Source organism: Vannielia sp. (genome assembly GCF_029212645.1).
In the GTDB taxonomy this organism is placed as follows: Bacteria; Pseudomonadota; Alphaproteobacteria; order Rhodobacterales; family Rhodobacteraceae; genus Vannielia.
On record NZ_JARGND010000013.1, the window covers coordinates 1 to 14,578 of the forward strand.

The 14,578-nt window shown below is 62.3% G+C and carries 16 protein-coding genes and 1 tRNA gene; 13 read left to right on the forward strand and 4 right to left on the reverse strand.

Annotated elements, in window-relative coordinates; all coding sequences use genetic code 11:
- Positions 1-360: 360 nt before the first annotated feature.
- From P1U55_RS06110 to P1U55_RS06130, 5 genes are all read left to right on the forward strand, one after another.
- Positions 361-1,332: a zinc transporter ZntB gene (locus P1U55_RS06110; protein ID WP_301046643.1), complete on the forward strand. Its 972-nt coding sequence runs from the start codon at positions 361-363 to the stop codon at positions 1,330-1,332.
- Between the two features lie 124 nt (positions 1,333-1,456).
- Positions 1,457-1,532, forward strand: a tRNA-Trp gene (locus P1U55_RS06115).
- 112 nt (positions 1,533-1,644) lie between these two features.
- Positions 1,645-3,291 (forward strand): electron transfer flavoprotein-ubiquinone oxidoreductase, encoded by a 1,647-nt coding sequence (locus P1U55_RS06120; RefSeq protein WP_301046644.1) that lies wholly within the window; start codon positions 1,645-1,647, stop codon positions 3,289-3,291.
- A gap of 140 nt (positions 3,292-3,431) precedes the next feature.
- The gene (locus P1U55_RS06125; RefSeq protein WP_366943023.1) at positions 3,432-5,150 is read left to right on the forward strand and encodes a tetratricopeptide repeat protein; all 1,719 of its coding nucleotides are present in this window, start codon (positions 3,432-3,434) and stop codon (positions 5,148-5,150) included.
- A complete protein-coding gene (locus P1U55_RS06130; RefSeq protein WP_301046645.1) occupies positions 5,137-5,997 on the forward strand; it encodes a 4-(cytidine 5'-diphospho)-2-C-methyl-D-erythritol kinase in 861 nt (286 codons plus the stop codon). The genes P1U55_RS06125 and P1U55_RS06130 overlap by 14 nt, the downstream gene beginning before the upstream one ends.
- A 10-nt stretch (positions 5,998-6,007) precedes the next feature.
- Here the strand turns inward: P1U55_RS06130 and P1U55_RS06135 are convergent, their stop codons facing one another.
- Positions 6,008-7,009: a polyprenyl synthetase family protein gene (locus P1U55_RS06135; RefSeq protein WP_301046646.1), complete on the reverse strand. Its 1,002-nt coding sequence runs from the start codon at positions 7,007-7,009 to the stop codon at positions 6,008-6,010.
- A gap of 57 nt (positions 7,010-7,066) precedes the next feature.
- Between P1U55_RS06135 and P1U55_RS06140 the strand changes: the two genes are divergently transcribed.
- From P1U55_RS06140 to P1U55_RS06150, 3 genes are all read left to right on the forward strand, one after another.
- Positions 7,067-7,285, forward strand: coding sequence for a DUF2007 domain-containing protein (locus P1U55_RS06140; RefSeq protein ID WP_301046647.1), 219 nt, complete (start codon positions 7,067-7,069; stop codon positions 7,283-7,285).
- Positions 7,278-8,036 carry a methyltransferase gene (locus P1U55_RS06145; protein ID WP_366943024.1) on the forward strand — a complete coding sequence of 253 codons (759 nt, stop codon included), beginning with the start codon at positions 7,278-7,280 and terminating at the stop codon, positions 8,034-8,036. Before P1U55_RS06140 ends, P1U55_RS06145 begins: the two co-directional genes overlap by 8 nt.
- A gap of 120 nt (positions 8,037-8,156) precedes the next feature.
- The gene (locus P1U55_RS06150; RefSeq protein ID WP_301046649.1) at positions 8,157-8,321 is read left to right on the forward strand and encodes a DUF465 domain-containing protein; all 165 of its coding nucleotides are present in this window, start codon (positions 8,157-8,159) and stop codon (positions 8,319-8,321) included.
- Between the two features lie 255 nt (positions 8,322-8,576).
- On the opposite strand, the gene P1U55_RS06155 is transcribed toward P1U55_RS06150, so the two are convergent.
- From P1U55_RS06155 to P1U55_RS06165, 3 genes are all read right to left on the reverse strand, one after another.
- On the reverse strand, positions 8,577-9,470 hold the full coding sequence (locus tag P1U55_RS06155) for a DMT family transporter (protein ID WP_301046650.1): 894 nt from the start codon (positions 9,468-9,470) through the stop codon (positions 8,577-8,579).
- Between the two features lie 74 nt (positions 9,471-9,544).
- Positions 9,545-9,859: a DUF1244 domain-containing protein gene (locus P1U55_RS06160; protein ID WP_301046651.1), complete on the reverse strand. Its 315-nt coding sequence runs from the start codon at positions 9,857-9,859 to the stop codon at positions 9,545-9,547.
- Positions 9,860-9,892: 33 nt separating this feature from the next.
- A complete protein-coding gene (locus P1U55_RS06165; RefSeq protein WP_301046652.1) occupies positions 9,893-10,657 on the reverse strand; it encodes an N-formylglutamate amidohydrolase in 765 nt (254 codons plus the stop codon).
- A gap of 126 nt (positions 10,658-10,783) precedes the next feature.
- Here P1U55_RS06165 and pyk point away from each other — a divergent pair, with 126 nt between their 5' ends.
- The 5 genes from pyk (at position 10,784) to pheS (ending at position 14,574) form a co-directional block, all read left to right on the forward strand.
- Positions 10,784-12,229: a pyruvate kinase gene (gene pyk, locus P1U55_RS06170; protein ID WP_301046653.1), complete on the forward strand. Its 1,446-nt coding sequence runs from the start codon at positions 10,784-10,786 to the stop codon at positions 12,227-12,229.
- A 58-nt stretch (positions 12,230-12,287) separates the two neighbouring features.
- Complete coding sequence (locus tag P1U55_RS06175; protein ID WP_301046654.1) at positions 12,288-12,518, forward strand: hypothetical protein; 231 nt, start codon at positions 12,288-12,290, stop codon at positions 12,516-12,518.
- A gap of 202 nt (positions 12,519-12,720) precedes the next feature.
- Entirely contained in the window at positions 12,721-12,921 is a 201-nt protein-coding gene (rpmI, locus tag P1U55_RS06180) for a 50S ribosomal protein L35 (RefSeq protein WP_140015490.1), read from the forward strand.
- A gap of 12 nt (positions 12,922-12,933) precedes the next feature.
- The gene (rplT, locus tag P1U55_RS06185; RefSeq protein ID WP_301046655.1) at positions 12,934-13,296 is read left to right on the forward strand and encodes a 50S ribosomal protein L20; all 363 of its coding nucleotides are present in this window, start codon (positions 12,934-12,936) and stop codon (positions 13,294-13,296) included.
- A 207-nt stretch (positions 13,297-13,503) separates the two neighbouring features.
- The gene (gene pheS / locus P1U55_RS06190) at positions 13,504-14,574 is read left to right on the forward strand and encodes a phenylalanine--tRNA ligase subunit alpha (protein ID WP_301046656.1); all 1,071 of its coding nucleotides are present in this window, start codon (positions 13,504-13,506) and stop codon (positions 14,572-14,574) included.
- The last annotated feature ends 4 nt before the right edge of the window (positions 14,575-14,578 follow it).

Below are 14,578 nucleotides of genomic sequence, written 5' to 3' on the forward strand. Positions count from 1 at the left end.
TTAAGAATTTGGCGTGCCTTTCGGGGCGCGCCTTTTTCGTTTTGGACCTTGCGGGGTTTGGCTGGCGTGTTGGGAGTTTGCCGGAAATGAGTGTCGATTTAGTGAATGCCGCGTAGGTATTTGAAATTGCTTGTGTTTTGTGGGGCGCGGTGGCATCGCTTGGCCCTGCAAAATTGCAAAATGACGGGCGGGACATGGCGTTAAGCGTAAAAAGTGAGCTTGCACAAGCGATGCACATCTCATGCACAAGGGATGCACATGCGTTTTTGCAAGGCTTGCATGGGTTAAGCCAAGGTGCGCAACCCCACTGGCGCAGACAGGTTATTGCCGCTGCCGCGCTTTTGGGTTTGTCTTGGCGGCATGGATCATATCGAATTTGCTATCGCGCTTGACGGCGCTTCGCGTGGAACGCAGCTGATGGATGAGGCCGAGATCATTGCGCGGCTGAAGGCGGATGATCTGGCGTGGGTGCATTTGCACGCCGACCATGAGGTGACGCCCGGCTGGATGGCCGAACATCTGACCTTTGTGGAACCCCCAACCCGCAAGGCGCTGACGGCCGAGGTGACGCGGCCACGGGCCTTTGCGGTAGATGACGGGCTGATGGTGATCCTGCGCGGGATGAACCTGAACCCCGGCTCTGAGCCGGAGGATATGGTATCTCTCCGGCTGTTCCTGAACCCGGCGCGGATTATCTCGCTGTCACGCCGCCCGCTGAAATCTGTCACCGAGTTGCGCGAGCAGATTGCGGTGAGCCGGGGGCCGGAAACCCCCGGCGCTTTCCTTGCCAATTTGGTTGATCGCCTTGGCACCCGGATTGATGATGCGGTGATGCAACTGGCCGATCAGGTGGATGATCTGGAAGAAGAAGTGATTGCCGCGCCGCGCCCGGACCACCGCGCCAAGGTGGTGAGCCATCGCCAGGAGGTGATTGACTTGCGCCGTTACCTTGCGCCGCAGCGCGATGCTCTCGCGTGGCTGGCGCATGTGGGCCACCCGGTGCTGACCAAGGCCGACAGGCGGCGGCTGGCCGAGGCGCATGACCGGCTGGTGCGGGTGGTGGAGGAGCTGGAATCGATGCGCGATGCACTGGTGGTTCTGCGCGACGAGATTGAAGCGGTGGTGCAGGAAAAGCTGAACCGCAACCTTTACCTGCTGTCGATCCTGTCGGCGATTTTCCTGCCGCTGGGCTTTTTGACGGGCTTGATGGGGATCAACCTTGGTGGGATGCCGGGGGCAGAAGGGCGATGGGCGTTTTGGGTGTTTACCTTTTTGCTGGCGCTGGTGGCCGGGTTGCAGCTGTGGATTTTGCGGCGGTTGAAGTGGATTTGAGGCATTTGCGGAATTGGCCAGGGCAGAGCACCCCGCGAGCGGTGTTTTTCTGGCCGGGATGGGACGGTGTGCGCATTCCCTCTTGCCAAGGGGCACGTGGTTTCATAGGACATGCCCCGGCCTTAGGGGTATAGCTCAGTTGGTAGAGCGGCGGTCTCCAAAACCGTAGGTCGCGGGTTCGAACCCTGCTGCCCCTGCCACCATCCACCAGTATGTATGAAATGCGCCGCGTCGCAGCGTTGTGATTGACCTTAGGGTTTGCCCTCCGGTAACGAGGTGCGAAAGAAAGAATCTTGCGCAGGAGGGGTCGTTTTGGCCGAAGTCGAACGGGAATCGATGGATTACGATGTGGTGATTGTTGGGGCGGGGCCTGCGGGCCTTTCTGCAGCGATCCGGCTGAAGCAGCTTGACGAGAGCCTTGACGTTGTCGTGCTCGAAAAAGGCTCGGAAGTGGGGGCGCATATCCTTTCGGGGGCGGTGCTTGATCCGTGCGGGCTGAATGCGCTGATCCCTGACTGGAAAGAGAAGGGTGCGCCGCTCAACGTGCCGGTGACCACCGACAACTTTTACATGTTGGGCCACGGGGGCAAGGTGCGTGTGCCGAACTTCCCGATGCCGCCGCTGATGAATAACCACGGCAATTACATCGTGAGCATGGGCAACGTGTGCCGCTGGATGGCGGAGCAGGCCGAGGAATTGGGGGTGGAAGTGTTCCCCGGCATGGCGTGCTCGGAGCTCATCTATGAGGGTGATCGGGTGAAGGGCGTTGTGGCGGGCGAGTTTGGCCGCAACCCCGATGGCACGCCGGGCGATGGCTATGAGCCGGGGATGGTGCTGAACGGCAAGTATGTGTTCCTCAGCGAAGGCGTGCGCGGCTCGCTGGCCAAGGAAGTGATCGCCAAATATGCGCTGAGCGATGGCCATGACCCGCAGAAGTTTGGCCTTGGCATGAAGGAAATCTGGGAAATTGACCCGGAAAAGCACCGTGAAGGCACCGTGACCCACACGATGGGCTGGCCTTTGGGGAGCAACGCCGGGGGTGGTTCGTTCATCTATCACCTTGAGAACAATCAGGTTTATGTGGGGTTCGTGGTGCATCTCAACTACCAGAACCCGCATCTTTACCCCTACATGGAATTCCAGCGCTTCAAGCATCATCCGATGGTGGCCGAGCTACTGGAGGGCGGTAAGCGGGTGGCTTACGGCGCGCGGGCGATCAGCGAGGGTGGCTATCAGTCGATGCCCAAGATGGTGGCGCCGGGTGTGGCGCTGCTGGGCTGCTCGGTGGGCATGGTCAACGTGCCGCGCATCAAGGGCAACCATAACGCCATGCTGAGCGGCAAGGCGGCTGCCGAGGCAGCGCATGAGGCGATCAAGGCGGGCCGTGAGGGCGATGAGCTTACGGAGTACGAAACCGAGGTGCGCAAGGGGGAGATCGGCAAGGATCTGCGCCGTGTGCGCAACGTGAAGCCACTGTGGAGCAAGCTGGGCCTTATGGCGTCGCTCGCGCTGGGTGGCATGGATATGTGGACGAACACCCTGTTCGGCTTTTCGTTTTTCGGCACGTTGAAGCATGGCAAGTCCGACGCGCAGGCGACCGGGTTGGCGGCGGATTTCAAGCCGATTGATTATCCCAAGCCCGATGGCAAGCTGTCGTTTGACCGGCTGACCAACGTGTCTTTCTCGATGACCAACCACGAGGAAAACCAGCCCTGCCATTTGACGCTGAAAGACCCGAGCGTTCCGGTGGACTTCAACCTGCCGAAATACGACGAACCGGCGCAGCGCTACTGCCCGGCCGGGGTGTATGAGATCGTGGAAAAGGGCAATGGGCCGGAGTTTGTGATCAACTTCCAGAACTGCGTTCACTGCAAGACCTGTGATATCAAGGACCCGGCGCAAAACATCAACTGGACGGTGCCACAGGGCGGCGACGGGCCGAATTATCCGAACATGTAAGCGTTGAGGCGCCGCATCAGGCGTCACGATGGCGCGAGAAATGGCTTGGGGCCGGGGGGAAACCTCTGGCCTCTATTGTTTTGAGTATCGGGCAAGGCTAGGGTCGGATCAACACACCATATGAGGTTAAAGAGCCGCCTGTGCGCCTGAAAAACATCGCCCGCCCCGCCCTTGCTCTTGCGCTTGCCGCGCTCACCGCTTTGCCCGCCGGAGCGCAATCGCGTGATCGGGGGCTGGCGGGGGCCTATCTGGCGGCGCGGGTTGCCAGCTTTCACAATGATTTCAGCGCGGCGGCGGATTACTACACCCGCGCCCTGCTGCGCGACCGAGACAATCCGGCGCTGATGGAAAACGCGATCCTCGCCTTTGTGGGGCTGAAGGATTTTAACGCCGCCGTGCCGATTGCGCGCGAGATGACCAAGAACGATGTGAAAAGCCAGATTGCCGATCTGGTGATCATGGCCGACGCATTGAAGAAGCATAACTACCAGACCGCGCTGGACGATCTGGACGCAGGCCGCACCGTGGGCCCGCTGGTAGACGGGCTGGTGCGGGCGTGGAGCGAGCTTGCGCAGGGCAATATGGACGGCGCACTTGCGGCCTTTGATGCGGCCGCCGAAGAGACCGGGCTGCAAGCGTTTGGCCTTTACCACAAGGCGCTGGCCTTTGCGGTGGCGGGCAATTTTGAGGCGGCAGATGAAATCTTTTCGGGCCGTGACGCTGGCCCGCTCAGGCTCACCCGCCGGGGCGCGATTGCCCATGTGCAGGTGCTCAGCCAGCTTGGCCGCAACGAGGCCGCGCTGGAACTTCTGGGCCTTGCCTTTGCCCGTGAGCTTGACCCAGAGCTTGCCGAGATGCGCGGCAAGCTGGAAGCGGGTGAAAAGGTGCCCTTTGACTTGATCCGCAATGGCGATGACGGCTTGGCCGAGGTTTTCCTTTCGGTTGCCAATGCGCTGCGCGGTGAAACGACCGACAGCTACGCGCTGCTTTATTCGCGCACCTCTGAATACCTGCGCCCGGAGGGCAATACCGATGCGGTTCTGCTTTCGGCGGAGCTGCTCGACCGGATGGAGCAATACACGCTGTCGATCCGCGCTTATGGGGCGGTGCCGCGCAGCGACGGGGCCTATCATGCCGCGATGATGGGCAAAGCTGAGGCGATGCACCGCGCCGGGCAAACCGAGGAGGCCACCGAATTGCTGCGCGATCTGGCGCAGAGCCACGGCAGCAATATTGGCGTAAATATCGCGCTGGGAGACATTCTGCGCACGCAGGAGCAGTGGGAAGAGGCCTCACGCGCCTATGACGCCGCCATCGCGCTGTTTGAGGGCGATTTGCAGACCCATTGGGTGGTGTATTACGCCCGCGGCATCACGCTGGAGCGGCTTGATGCCTGGGAGCGCGCCGAAGCGGATTTTCGCAAGGCGCTGGAATTGCGGCCAAACCAGCCGCAGGTGCTCAACTATCTGGGCTATTCCTACGTTGAGAAGGGTGAAAACCTTGACGAGGCGCTGGATATGATCGAACGCGCCGTGGCCGAGCGCCCGGACAGCGGCCACATCACCGACAGCCTTGGATGGGTGCTTTACCGCCTTGGCCGCTATGAAGAAGCGGTGAGCCATATGGAGCGGGCGACCGAACTTTTGCCTGTGGATTCAATCGTGAATGACCATATGGGCGATGTCTATTGGGCAGTGGGGCGCAAGCTGGAAGCGGAGTTTCAGTGGAAGCGGGCGCTGTCATTCGGGCCGGAAGAGGCCGAAGCCGAGCGCATTCGCGAGAAGCTGAAAGTGGGGCTCGACGAGGTTTTGGAGAACGAAGGGGCTGAACCGTTGAAGGTGGTCAATGACGAAGGTTGAGGGCTTCGCTCCGGCGAAGATCAATCTTGCGCTGCATGTCACCGGAAAACGGGAAGATGGCTACCATCTGCTTGATAGCCTTGTGGTTTTTGGCGGGATCGGCGACCGGCTGATCTTTCGCACCGCGCAGGGCACAAGCTTTGGCGCCTCGGGGCCGTTTGGCGGGCTGGTGCCTGTGGATGGCTCCAACCTGGTGATCAAGGCCGCCGAGTTGATGATGGCGCAGGCGCGGCGCGCAAACCGTGAGGTGACCGGGCTTTCCGTTCAGTTGGAGAAATATCTGCCGATCGCGGCGGGGATCGGCGGCGGCTCCTCGGATGCGGCGGCGACCTGCCGCGCACTTTCGGAACTGTGGGAGGTGCCGATCCCCGATGCGGAGGTTCTGGCGCGGGAGTTGGGCGCGGATGTGCCGGTGTGCCTTGACCCGTCGCAGCCTCAGATCATGCGCGGCATCGGCGAAAAGCTCACCCAGCTTGATAAATGGCCCACGCTGAACCTGCTTTTGGTGAACCCCGGTTTTGCGCTGGCAACGGATCAGATTTTTGCCGCGCTGGAAAACAAGGCCAACCCAGCGATGACAGAGATGCCGCCCGGTGAGCCATCGCGCCGTGATTTGCTGGATTGGCTCGCCTGGCAGCGCAATGATTTGCAGGATGTGACGGTGCGGCTGGCCCCGGAAGTGGGCGAGGTGATTGATGAAATCACCTCGATGGAGGGGTGTATGCTGGCGCGTATGTCAGGCTCGGGGGCGACCTGCTTTGGCATCTTTGAGGACCATGAGATGCGCGACCGGGCCGCGGGCATTTTGCGCGACGAGAACCCCACATGGTGGGTGGCCGAGGCGTGACCCCAAGCCGTTAGCGGATGCGGGCGACCACGTAATCGGCGAGATCAATCAGCAAATCGCGCAGCTTGTTTTGCGGCAGGGCGGCGATGGAGGCCTTGGCCTTGTCAGCCCAGGTGGTTGCCTCGGCGCGGGTGGCGTCGAGCGTGCGGTGATGGGCGAGCAGGCGCAGGGCTTCTTCAAGGTCGCCATCGCGCTGGTCGCCCTTTTCGATCACCCGTTTCCAGAAGGCGCGCTCGGTGTCGCTGGCCAGTGCGACCGCCTTGATCACCGGCAGCGTCAGCTTGCGCTCGCGGAAATCGTCGCCCACGTTTTTGCCGGTTGCGCCGCTGTCACCGGCATAATCGAGGTAATCATCGACGATCTGGAAAGCGATGCCGAGGGCGTCACCATAGGCATGGAGCGCCTGGGTCACCTCGTCGGGGGCATTGGCGATCACGCCGCCAACCTCGGTTGCCGCCGAAAACAGCGCGGCGGTTTTGCCCCGGATCACTTGCAGGTAGGTGCTTTCATCGGTGGCGAGATCCTGCGCGGCGGTGAGTTGAAGCACCTCGCCCTCGGCGATGGTGGCCGAAGCGTTGGCGAGGATGTCGAGCACCCGAAGGCGCCCGGTTTCAACCATAAGCTGGAAGCTGCGGGCAAAGAGGTAATCGCCGACGAGCACGGAAGATTTGTTATCCCACAGCAGGTTAGCGGTGGGGCGGCCACGGCGTTTGCCGCTTTCGTCCACCACATCATCGTGCAGCAGCGTGGCGGTGTGGATAAACTCGACCGTGGCGGCGAGATGCACGTGATAGGGGCCCTCGTAGCCGCAAAGCCGCGCGGCGGCCAGCGTGAGCATGGGGCGCAAACGTTTGCCGCCCGCCTCGATCAGGTGGGCCGAAACTTCGGGGATGCGCGGGGCGTGTTTGGAGGCCATGCGCTCACGGATGAGGGCGTTGACCGCCTCCATATCGGCAGAAAGCGTTTCGGCCAGAGCCTCATGCGGCTTGGTGGAGCGATTATCCAGCAACATCACCTTCCCATCAACTGGCCTCGACAAACCGAGGCCGCTGCTCTTAAGTCTTTGTCCATGAAGGACGTTCTGCGCACCACGGACCCGACCCAACTGGCCTTTGCCCAGGCTCTGCTCTCTGGCGAGGATATAACCTCATTCGAAATGGACGTCCACATGAGCGTGCTGGATGGCTCCCTTGGCATATTGCCGCGGCGCCTGATGGTGGCCAACCGCGATCACTTCATGGCGCTGGCGGTGCTGCGCGACAATGGCGTGGACGGGATCGTTGAGTGATCTGACGTGCAACGACTTTTTGGGCGGGCAGGTGCGGCTGTGGCAGCCGGTACGGGGCTATCGCGCCGGGGTTGATCCGGTGCTGCTGGCCGCCGCCTGCCCGGCGCAGAAGGGGGAGGCGGTGCTGGAGCTTGGCTGCGGTGCCGGAGCGGCGATGCTGTGCCTTGCGGCGCGCACCGGAGCGCAGGTGATTGGGGTGGAGCGGGAGCCGCTTTACGCCGGGCTGGCGCGGCGCAATCTGGCGGAAAACCGGGCAGAGGGCGCGGTGGTGGAGGCGGATATCAGCGCCCTCCCGCCAGAGGTGAAGGCACGCCGCTTCGATCACGTTATTTTCAACCCGCCCTATTTTGACCGCAGCAAATCCAGCGCCTCGCCAGATGCCCCAAGAGAGGCGGCGATGGGCGAAGAAACGCCGTTGGACACTTGGCTTGAGGTGGCGGCAAAGCGCCTGCGCCCCGGCGGGAGCCTCACGGTGATACAGCGGGCCGAGCGGCTGGATGATCTTTTGGCAGGGTTCAGGGGGCGGCTTGGCAGCGTCACGGTGCTTCCCATCGCGCCAAGGCAAGGGCGAGACGCGCGGCTGGTGATTGTGGCAGGGCTCAAAGGCGGCGGCGCGGCGCTGCGGCTTTTGGCCCCGCTGGTGCTGCATGAAGGTGCGCGCCATGAGCGTGATGGGGAGGATTACACCCTGGATACACAGGCAATTCTCCGCCGAGGGGCGGCGATTTGTGACGGGAAGGTGAAATTTTAACCTGCAATTAAGATTTGACCTTGACGATTATCGGCATGCCATCTGCGAGAGACCCGTGACACGACTCGAATTCTGTGCTGCACTCAAAGACGTAACCACCACTTCAGAGAGGAGAGCTACATGACCATGACCGCCCATATCCAGGAGCTTCGTCGGAAACATCAGGACCTCTCGTCCCGCGTGGAACAAGCACAACGCAGCCCTGGCGTGAGTGATCTCGATATTGCGGAGATGAAAAAGCAAAAACTGCGGATCAAGGAAGAGATCCGCCGGCTTGGTAACTAGCCTGTGATGCCGGCCATGTGACGCTGTTTTGCAGCACAACATGCAAACTTAATAGCGGCCTGAAGCACCGGCTCTCAAGCAAGCAAGTATCCGGTGCTTTGGGTCATTTGGCGTAAGGCGAGTGATTTTGGGGCGAATGATTTAAAGCATCACGCCTTTAACCTGAGACATCAGATAAAGGCCCTGAAACATCAGATAAAGGCGAGGCGCGCGCAACAGTCCTGCCTCGCGCTGCGCTCTGCCATAAGCTGTGAGTCAGGTTTTTGGCGGAACGCTTTGGGGCGATTTGGCTTTGCTGGCCCATGCGGCGAGGCCAGCGCCGATTGTGATGAGCGCCGCAGCGATGAAGAGGCTGGCCGAGGGGGCCGCCACCCCGGCACCAACAAGCGCGAGTGTCGACAGCAACGGAGCCGCATAAGAGGCGGTGCCGAGCAGTTGGATATCACCGCGTTTGACCCCGATGTCCCACACATAAAACGCGAGCCCGACCGGGCCGAGGCCAAGCGCCACGGTGCTGGCCCAGCCCAAGGTGCCCTGCGGCCAGACGGTCTGTTCCAGGGCGAGGTGGGCGAGTGTGGAGAGCAGCGCGGTGGCGAGGCAATAGAGCGTGACGGTTTCGGAGGGCGCGTGGCCGAGGCGGCGCGACAGCACCGAATAGCCCGACCATGTGAGCGCACAGAGCAGGGCGAGGGCATAGCCCGGCAGCGCCTCCCAGGCGAGGCCGGTGCCGCCGCCGGAAATGATGAGTGCCGCCCCGGCAAAGCCGACCAGCGCGCCGATCACATGGCCCGCCCGCAGCCGCTCACCGGGCAGCAGGCCGGAAAACAGCACGATCAGCAGCGGCCAGAGATACGCGATGAGGCCAGCCTGCGCAGGCGGAGCGAGGCGCAGCGCCGAAAAGTAGAGAAAATGGTAACCAAAGAGGCCAATGGTGCCAAAGGCGGTGACGCGCCAGCCTGCCGAGACCATACGGGCAAAGCCACCGGGCCGGGCGGCGCACCAGATCAGCCCGATCGCGCCGCCGATGGCAAAGCAGATCGCGTTGAGCTGAAGCGGCGGCACCGGGGCGGAGCCGACGGTGAACAGCGCCAGCAGCGCCCAGAGCAGGATGGCCAGAAAGCCGGTGAAGGTGGCTGCGCGGCGAGTCATCCGGCGGGAGTAGCGCGGCGGGCCGCCAGAGGGAAGAGGGCAGGCGGGGCGCGGCGGCGCGGCCCCGCTGCCGATCAGTCTTTCTTGCCGACGTTCTCGGCAAATGCCTTTTCAAAAGCCTGCTGCTTTTCAGAGCTGGCCTCGGTTTGGTTTTGCGCGCGCCACTCATCATAGGGCATGCCGTAAAAGGCTTCGCGGCCTTCTTCCTTGGTCATCTCGATGCCGCGTTCGTTGGCGGCTTCCTGATACCAGCGCGACAGGCAGTTCCGGCAAAAGCCTGCGAGGTTCATCATGTCGATGTTTTGCACCTCGGGGCGCTTTTCCATCAGGTGCTCGCGCAGGGCGCGAAAGGCGGCGGCTTCAAGCTCGGTGCGGGTTGCGTTGTCCATTTTCGTAACTCCTCCTTCAGCGGGGATATGGGGCTAAAGGCCCGACTCTTCCAGCACTTCGGCCAGGATCGGGGCGAGGCGGGCGGCCCATGCGGCCTGTTGCTCATCGGTTGCGATCAAATCCTGGCGCAGTTCGATCAGCACATTGGGGCGGCCTTTGGCCAGCGCGTGCCGGTCCACCGAGTCACCGGGGAGGTGGCCGCCGTAGGGTTCGTTATCGCCAACGGTAAGATCCCCTTCGCGGCGCAGGCGGGTGATCAGCGCCTCGGCCAGCGCGGGATCACGCCAGGAATGCAGGACGCCAATTTCCCAGGGGCGCGGCGACCGGCCCTTGAGCTTGGGCGTGAAGCTGTGAACCGACAGCAGCACCGGTTTGGGGCGGGTCTTTAGCAGCGCGGCGAGGGCAGTGTGATAGGGGTGGTAGCAGAGCGCCTTGCGCCGCGCGATTTCGGCGGCATCTGCGGTGCGGTTGCCCGGAATGATGGTGCCGTCATAGAGCTTCATCAGCAGGGTCGGGTCATCTTCACCGCGGTTGGGATCAATCACGAGGCGCGAGAAGTTGGAGCAGATGGCGGGGCTGTCAAGCTGATCGGCCAGACCGAGCGCCAGCCCGGCGGCGCCGGGATCCCATGCGATGTGGCGGGCCATGTCGGCGGGTGGCAGGCCGAGGGTGCCGCCATTGATGGAGGGGGGCACGGTGTTTGTGGCGTGGTCACATGTTACGCACCAGCGCCCTGAGCGGGACTCGCCGAAGGTGTGATAGGGGTGATATGTCATGCTTGCGTTGTGAAGGGTCATTACGCTCTGATAGGCAACACACAGGAAAAGTGCCAGAGGGGGGAAGGGGGATGCCCTTCCAACCGCCTCGGTTTAGCGCTAACAACAGCGCAACAGGACGCAGCCGCCTCGCGAGGAGCCTCACAGATGCAACGCAAGAGAAACGTCAAGATCGTGGCCACCCTTGGCCCAGCTTCAACGACCTATGAGATGATCCGCAAGTTGCATGAGGCGGGGGCGGATGTGTTTCGGCTCAACATGAGCCATGGCAGCCACGAGGAAATTCGTGAGCGGCACGGGATCATCCGCCAGATCGAGAAGGACGTTGGCTCACCGATTGCCATTCTGGCGGATTTGCAGGGCCCCAAGCTGCGGGTTGGCACTTTTGCTGGTGACAGCGAAGAACTGGTGGCGGGGGCGAGCTTTCGGCTGGATCTGGACCCGGCGGACGGGGATGCGAGCCGGGTTTGTCTGCCGCACAAGGAGATTTTCGACGCGCTGGAGCCGGGGGCCTCGCTGCTGGTGAATGACGGCAAGATCCGCCTGAAGGTGACCGCATGTGGCGCGGATTACGCGGATTGCGAAGTGATTGCGGGGGGCACGATCTCTAACCGCAAGGGCGTGAACGTGCCGGATGTGGTGCTGCCGCTGGCCGCGCTTTCCGAGAAAGACCTGAGCGATCTGGAGTTTGTGTGCCAGTTGGGCGTGGACTGGCTGGCGCTGTCGTTTGTGCAGCGCCCCGAAGACGTGAATCAGGCGCGGGAATTGGCCGCCGGTCGGGCGGCGATCCTGTCGAAGATCGAGAAACCGGCCGCTGTGAAGGCCTTTGCCGATATTCTTGCGGTGTCTGACGGGATCATGGTGGCGCGTGGCGATCTGGGCGTGGAACTGCCGGTGCAAGCGGTGCCGCCGATCCAGAAACGGCTGGTGCGCACGACCCGCTCTGCCGCCAAGCCGGTGATCGTGGCGACGCAGATGCTGGAGAGCATGATCGACAGCCCGATGCCGACCCGCGCCGAGGTATCGGACGTGGCGAACGGGATTTACGAGGGTGCCGATGCGATCATGCTGAGCGCCGAATCCGCCGCCGGGGACTATCCGGTGGAAGCCGTGATGACGATGGACGCTGTGGCGCAGGAGGTGGAGAGTGACCCCACCTACCGCGACGTGATTGAAGCGGCGCGCAAGATCGAGCGCAAAACGGTGCCCGATGGCATCGTTTCCGCCGCTCGCGAGATTGCCGAGGCGACCGACATCAAGGCGATCGCCTGCTTTACCCAATCCGGCACCACGGCGGCGCTGGTCGCCCGCGAGCGCCCGCGTGTGCCGATCATCGCGCTCACCCCGCTCACCGGCACGGCGCGCCGGCTGTCGCTGACCTGGGGCACCACCTGTGCGATGACCTCGGAGCTGGAGCGCTTCAAACAAGCGGTGGTCAGCGCGGCCCGTGCGGCGCGTGAGCTTGGCATCGCGGGCGAGGAGGACAGCATTGTTGTGACCGCAGGTGTGCCCTTCAACGTGGCGGGGTCTACCAACATCCTGCGGGTAGCTCCCTGTGCAGAAAGATTGATTTTCTCCGCAGACCCTGAATAACTGCCGTTAGGGAAGGCTGACGGTAAGTTCGTGAGGGTAGTTACGAGGAGTGAGGGCGATGTATATCGACCCGGATTACATTTTGGTTATCGGGATGGTTATTGGTCTTTTGGCAATTCCCGCACTGATTGGGGCGTTCTCGGAAAGCCGCACGCCACGGGCGGCGGCAATCATGGTGCTGATCTCGGCAGGGCTTGTTTCGGTTGCGGTTTTGCAACGGCCAAACACCTACACGGTCAAAAATGCGCCGGAGGTCTTCATGAAGGTCGTCGGCGAAGTCGTGAACTGAACGGCGGCCCCGGCCCAACCCGCGGCCAGGCCACGCCCACCCACCCATCCCGCGCCCTGACCGCAGGTTGGACCGGTGCGGGATTGCACGAGAATCCACTTGCGTCATCGGGCTATGGGGCCTATACGCCAGCACTCATCCGCGCGGTCGGGCCAAGTGGCATGCCTTCCTGCGCACGAACCACTGTCTACGGAGATGGCAAATGCCCAAGATGAAGACGAAATCCAGCGCCAAGAAGCGCTTCAAGGTGACGGCCTCTGGCCGCGTGAAGGCGGGCCAGGCTGGCAAGCGGCACGGCATGATCAAACGCTCCAACAAGTTTATCCGCGACGCTCGCGGCATGGTTGTTATGAGCGAAGCCGACGAGAAGATCGTCAAAAAATTCATGCCCTACGCGCGCTAAGGAGCCAGAGATATGTCGAGAGTTAAAGGTGGCACCGTCACCCACGCCCGCCACAAAAAAGTAATCAAGGCTGCCAAGGGCTACTACGGCCGTCGGTCAACCAACTTCAAGACAGCCACGCAGGCCGTCGACAAGGCGAACCAATACGCCACGCGTGACCGCAAGAACCGCAAGCGCCAGTTCCGTGCGCTGTGGATTCAGCGGATCAACGCTGCTGTGCGCGCCCATGATGAAGCGCTGACCTACTCCAAGTTCATCAACGGCCTGTCGCTGGCCGGGATTGAAGTGGACCGCAAGGTGCTGGCCGATCTGGCTGTGCATGAGCCTGACGCGTTCAACGGCATCGTTGACAAGGCGAAAGCTGCTCTGGCCTGAGCCGAGCCGCAGAGAAATTTGAAAAGGCGGGTGCTGCGGTGCCCGCCTTTTTTGTTTGTGGGGGGCTAAGAGCGGCTTCGCCGGGGCGGCGGCGCTAACGGTGGAGGCGCCCGCCCTTCAAAGCTGCGATGGCGAAGCTGTGCGAGGCTTGAAGCCAGCGCGCCGCCGCGATAGCAGGGGGCACCAATTGGCAAGCGGGACAGAGTTATGGACGAGCTGCGCGAAAAATACCTTGGGGCGATTGCAGCGGCGGCTGATGAGGCCGCGCTGGAAGAGCTGCGCCTTGCCGCTGTGGGCAAGAAGGGCGAGGTAAGCCTGAAGATGCGCGAGCTGGGCAAGATGACCCCGGAAGAGCGCCAGGTTGCCGGCCCTGCGCTGAACGCGCTGAAAGACGAGATCAACGCGGCCCTTGCGGACCGGAAGGTAGCGCTGGCCGACGCCGCGCTGGACGAGCGCCTGAAGGGCGAAGTGCTGGACGTGACGCTGCCCGCCCGCCCGCGCCGCCAAGGCACGATCCACCCGGTGAGCCAGGTCACCGAGGAAGTGACCGCGATTTTTGCCGATATGGGCTTTGCGGTGGCCGAGGGGCCGCAGATCGAGGACGATTGGTATAACTTTGACGCGCTCAACATCCCTGGCCACCATCCGGCCCGCGCGGAGATGGACACGTTTTACATGGCGCGTGGCGAGGGCGATGAGCGCCCGCCCAACGTGCTGCGCACCCACACCAGCCCGGTGCAGATTCATTCGATGCAGGAGCAGGGCGCGCCGATCCGCATTATTTGCCCCGGTCGGGTGTATCGCTGCGATTATGACCAGACCCACACGCCGATGTTCCATCAGGTTGAGGGCCTCGCGATTGGTAAGGATATCTCGATGGCCAATCTCAAGTGGGTGCTGGAAGAGTTTTTCACCGCCTTCTTTGGCATCGAGGTGAAAACCCGCTTTCGCGCCAGCCACTTCCCCTTCACTGAGCCTTCGGCGGAGGTGGATATTCAGTGCAGCTTTGAGGGGGGCACTGTGAAGGTGGGCGAGGGCGACGATTGGCTTGAGGTGCTTGGCTCGGGCATGGTCCACCCCGACGTGCTGCGCGCGGGCGGGATCGATCCGGAGGAATGGCAGGGCTTTGCCTTTGGCATCGGGATCGACCGGCTGGCGATGCTGAAGTATGGCATCCCCGATCTCAGGGCGTTCTTTGAGAGCGATCTGCGCTGGCTGAAGCATTACGGATTTTCACCGCTGGATATGCCGAGCCTGCATGCCGGGGTGAGCCGCTAAAGAG

What these genes read in the sequence shown, in the direction of transcription:
- P1U55_RS06110 (WP_301046643.1), top strand. Translation starts at nt 361, where the DNA reads ATGGATCATATCGAATTTGCTATCGCGCTTGACGGCGCTTCGCGTGGA.
- P1U55_RS06130 (WP_301046645.1), top strand. Translation starts at nt 5,137, where the DNA reads ATGACGAAGGTTGAGGGCTTCGCTCCGGCGAAGATCAATCTTGCGCTG.
- P1U55_RS06135 (WP_301046646.1), bottom strand. Translation starts at nt 7,009, where the DNA reads ATGTTGCTGGATAATCGCTCCACCAAGCCGCATGAGGCTCTGGCCGAA.
- P1U55_RS06140 (WP_301046647.1), top strand. Translation starts at nt 7,067, where the DNA reads ATGAAGGACGTTCTGCGCACCACGGACCCGACCCAACTGGCCTTTGCC.
- P1U55_RS06150 (WP_301046649.1), top strand. Translation starts at nt 8,157, where the DNA reads ATGACCATGACCGCCCATATCCAGGAGCTTCGTCGGAAACATCAGGAC.
- P1U55_RS06155 (WP_301046650.1), bottom strand. Translation starts at nt 9,470, where the DNA reads ATGACTCGCCGCGCAGCCACCTTCACCGGCTTTCTGGCCATCCTGCTC.
- P1U55_RS06160 (WP_301046651.1), bottom strand. Translation starts at nt 9,859, where the DNA reads ATGGACAACGCAACCCGCACCGAGCTTGAAGCCGCCGCCTTTCGCGCC.
- P1U55_RS06165 (WP_301046652.1), bottom strand. Translation starts at nt 10,657, where the DNA reads ATGACCCTTCACAACGCAAGCATGACATATCACCCCTATCACACCTTC.
- pyk (WP_301046653.1), top strand. Translation starts at nt 10,784, where the DNA reads ATGCAACGCAAGAGAAACGTCAAGATCGTGGCCACCCTTGGCCCAGCT.
- P1U55_RS06175 (WP_301046654.1), top strand. Translation starts at nt 12,288, where the DNA reads ATGTATATCGACCCGGATTACATTTTGGTTATCGGGATGGTTATTGGT.
- rpmI (WP_140015490.1), top strand. Translation starts at nt 12,721, where the DNA reads ATGCCCAAGATGAAGACGAAATCCAGCGCCAAGAAGCGCTTCAAGGTG.
- rplT (WP_301046655.1), top strand. Translation starts at nt 12,934, where the DNA reads ATGTCGAGAGTTAAAGGTGGCACCGTCACCCACGCCCGCCACAAAAAA.
- pheS (WP_301046656.1), top strand. Translation starts at nt 13,504, where the DNA reads ATGGACGAGCTGCGCGAAAAATACCTTGGGGCGATTGCAGCGGCGGCT.